Below are 3,515 nucleotides of genomic sequence, written 5' to 3'. Positions count from 1 at the left end.
TGGTGAATCAGAAAAAGCCGCCGCCGTGAATCCCTAAAATGTCACTACAGCCTAGGGCGTGTGGGGATTCAGTTCAGGGCGAGGCGAAAATGGTGAATTTCGAGAACCGGCGCGCAGCGTACTTCAGTACGTGAGCACCGGAAGCGCAGAAAGTCGCCATTTGCAGCCCGTCATGGGCTGAATCCCCACACGCCCTAGACCCGGTCCGCCTGCACCACCGTATCCAGCCCGCGCAGCGCCGACAGGATGCGGTTCAGATGTTGCGCGTCGACCACTTCCAGATCGATGATGTCGGTGTGGAAGGGGCCTTCGCGGTTCACCAGTTGCAGGTTGAGGATGTTCGCCTTGGTCGCGCCGAACACGTTGGTGACGGCAGCGAGCGCGCCCGGCTGGTTCTTCACGATCACCTGGAGCCGCGCGGTGCCGCCCTTCGACTTGCTGTCCCAGCTGAGATCGACCCAATCGTCATCCTGTCCCGCCTCCAGCGAGCGGCAGTCGATGGTGTGGACCTCGATCGGCTCGCCAGTGCGCCGGACGCCGACGATACGGTCGCCGGGGACGGGGTGGCAGCAATCGCCCAGATTATAGGCGATGCCCGGCGTCAGGCCGCGAATCGAGACGGGCGCGTGCTGGCGTGGATGGGCTTCCTCCATCCCCTCCACATTGGTCGAGCCGGGGATGAGCGCCTCCATCACTTCCGAATCGAGCAGGCGATGCGTGGCGATGGCGACCATCAAAGACGCGCGGTCCTCCAGCTTCAGGCGTTTCAGGGCAGCCTTCAGCGCCTTGTCGCCCAGTTCGCTCGCCAGTTCGGGGGAGAAGCGGCCGATGATCTCCTCATAGAGCTTTTCGCCCAGCGTCACTTCCTCGCCGCGCTGTTTATGGCGGATATAGCGGCGGATGGCGGCGCGGGCCTTGCCGGTGATGGCGAAGGTCAGCCAGCCCGGTTGCGGTTCCTGCCCTTCCGATTTCAGGATTTCGACCTGATCACCATTTTCCAGATTGGTGCGCAGCGGCACGACGCGGCCATTCACCTTCGCGCCGACCGTCTGATTGCCGAGCGAGGTGTGCACGGCATAGGCGAAGTCGACCGGGGTCGATCCCTTGGGCAACTGATGCAGTTCGCCCTTGGGCGAGAAGGCGAAGATGCGATCCTGATACATCGCCATGCGGGTATGTTCGAGCAGTTCGTCGGCATCCTGGCTCTGCTCCAGGATTTCGACGAGGTCGCGCAGCCACGCCGCCTGATGATCGCCCGCATCGCCCCGCTGCTTATAGGCCCAGTGCGCGGCGAGGCCGAGTTCGGCGTCATGATGCATGTCGCGGCTGCGGATCTGCACCTCGATCCGGGCATTGTCCTGATGGATGACGGTGGTGTGCAGCGAGCGATAGCCGTTGCGCTTGGGCGTGGAGATGTAATCCTTGAACCGGCCCGGCACCATCTTATAGGTCTGGTGGATGACGCCCAGCGCGCGGTAGCAATCCTCCGTCGTCTCGGTGATCACGCGGAACGCCATGACGTCGGTCAGCTGTTCGAAGCTGATATGGCGTTCCTGCATCTTCTTCCAGATGGAATAGGGGTGCTTTTCGCGGCCCGACACCGTGACCGGCAGCCCCTTGCCGCCCAGCAGCAGTTGCAGTTCCGCCCCGATCCGGTCGACCTTGTCATGGCCGCCTTCCTTCAGCTGCTCCAGCCGCTTGGTGATGCTGTCATAGGCTTCCGGTTCCAGCTCCCGGAAGGAGAGGAGCTGCATTTCGCGCATGAAGTCGTACATGCCGATCCGCTCCGCCAGCGGGGCATAGATATCCATCGTCTCGCGCGCGATGCGGCGGCGCTTCTGCTCATTCTTGATGAAGTGCAGCGTGCGCATATTGTGGAGGCGATCGGCCAGCTTCACCAGCAGCACCCGGATATCGTCCGACATGGCGAGCAGGAATTTGCGCAGATTCTCCGCCGCCCGCTCATTTTCGGACATGGCCTCGATCTTCGACAGCTTGGTGACGCCGTCGACCATGCGGGCGACATCCTTGCCAAAGGCGTGCTCGATCTCTTCATAGGTGACCAGCGTATCCTCTATCGTGTCGTGGAGGAGGGCGGTCACGATGGTCTGGTCGTCCAGGTTGAAGTCGGTCAGGATACCGGCGACCTCGATCGGATGGCTGAAATAGGGGTCGCCGCTGGCGCGCTTTTGGGACCCGTGCTTCTGGACCGAGAAGACATAGGCGCGGTTGATCATCGCTTCGTCCGCTTCCGGATCGTAGCGCTTTACCCGTTCAACAAGTTCATACTGGCGTAGCATTGCTTCCCGATTGTCCGCGATGCCCCTTGCTGTGCAACAAAAAAATCCCATTTAGGCACAATAGCGCTGCACTTTTGCAACGCGGGTGGCTTTGAGCTATCAAGTGAAGACGATGAAACATAATCTGGCGCAGGATCTGGAACAATGCGCGCTGCCTAGCGCATTGGAAATCATGGGTGAACGCTGGTCGTTCCTCATCTTGCGGGGCGCATTGTCGGGAATCCGCCATTTCGAGGAGTTTCAGTCAACCCTTGGCATCGCCCGCAACATATTGGCCAACCGGCTGGGACGGCTGGTGGAAAATGGCATCATGGTGCGCCAGCCGATGCAATGCGATCGGCGCAAGGTCGAATATCGCCTGACGGCAAAGGGCGAGGAACTGGCCCCGGTCATGGTTGCGCTGCGGCAATGGGGCGAGAAATGGGGCTGCGCGCCGTCGTCCTGCCAGGTACTGGCGGATCGTCGCGACAGCCAACCGATCCGCAAGATGGTGATACTGGCTCATGACGGCCGGACCCTGGCACTGAGCGATCTGGTCTGGCTGTGCGCGGATGAGGTCACGCCGATGGTGGCGGAGCCGGCGGCGGCCTGATGGGTCGTTGTGGACCCGTGATTTTTGCAAAAAACCGGTTCCCTCTTTTTCATGTGATGCTTTAGTCTGGCGGCAATGTCAGTGCATCGCTTCCAGCCCCAGCCCTTTTTCGCGGACAAGAACCGCGCTTTCTGGAACCTCCAGTCGGTGGGATGGGCGGGGGCCTTCCTGTTGCGCGGGTCCTCGACCATCGCCAATGGGCAGCCGCTTTCCAGCCTGATCCCGGTGATGATCTCCACCGTATCGGGTTATTCGGTGACCCTGCTGATCGCGGTGGTGTTCCGCTTCTTGCAGAAGCAGCGGCCGATCGTGACCTGGGGTGCGTCGATCGTGACGGTGGTGGTCGCGGCCGGGCTGGTGGCGTTCATCGACGCCTGGGTGTTCTCGACCCAGAACAGGGGCAGCGATACGGCGGGGGTGCAGCTGTTCCTGGGGGCCTTCTACCTGTCCATGACGCTGCTGGGGGCGTGGTCGGCGCTTTATTATGCGATCAACTTCTATCTGACGGTGGAGGAGCAGGCGGATCAGCTGCTGCGGCTGGAAAATCAGGCGTCGAGCGCGCAGCTGGCGATGCTGCGCTATCAGCTCAATCCGCATTTCCTGTTCAATACGCTGAACTCGAT

3 protein-coding genes are annotated in these 3,515 nt (G+C 61.4%); 2 read left to right on the top strand and 1 reads right to left on the bottom strand.

The window, feature by feature from the left end:
- Positions 1-194: 194 nt before the first annotated feature.
- Entirely contained in the window at positions 195-2,300 is a 2,106-nt protein-coding gene (locus RUH75_RS23480; protein WP_313809624.1) for a bifunctional (p)ppGpp synthetase/guanosine-3',5'-bis(diphosphate) 3'-pyrophosphohydrolase, read from the bottom strand.
- A gap of 112 nt (positions 2,301-2,412) precedes the next feature.
- Between RUH75_RS23480 and RUH75_RS23475 the strand changes: the two genes are divergently transcribed.
- Together RUH75_RS23475 and RUH75_RS23470 are read left to right on the top strand one after the other, a co-directional pair.
- A complete protein-coding gene (locus tag RUH75_RS23475) occupies positions 2,413-2,892 on the top strand; it encodes a helix-turn-helix domain-containing protein (RefSeq protein WP_313809623.1) in 480 nt (159 codons plus the stop codon).
- A gap of 75 nt (positions 2,893-2,967) precedes the next feature.
- Positions 2,968-3,515, top strand: a 548-nt coding sequence (locus RUH75_RS23470) for a histidine kinase (RefSeq protein ID WP_313809622.1), incomplete at its 3' end; no start/stop codon positions are given.

It is taken from the genome of Sphingobium sp. (genome assembly GCF_032153725.1).
Lineage (GTDB): Bacteria > Pseudomonadota > Alphaproteobacteria > Sphingomonadales > Sphingomonadaceae > Sphingobium.
This window is presented reverse-complemented; position numbering and strand designations above follow the sequence as displayed.

What these genes read in the sequence shown, in the direction of transcription:
- RUH75_RS23475 (WP_313809623.1), top strand. Translation starts at nt 2,413, where the DNA reads ATGAAACATAATCTGGCGCAGGATCTGGAACAATGCGCGCTGCCTAGC.
- RUH75_RS23480 (WP_313809624.1), bottom strand. Translation starts at nt 2,300, where the DNA reads ATGCTACGCCAGTATGAACTTGTTGAACGGGTAAAGCGCTACGATCCG.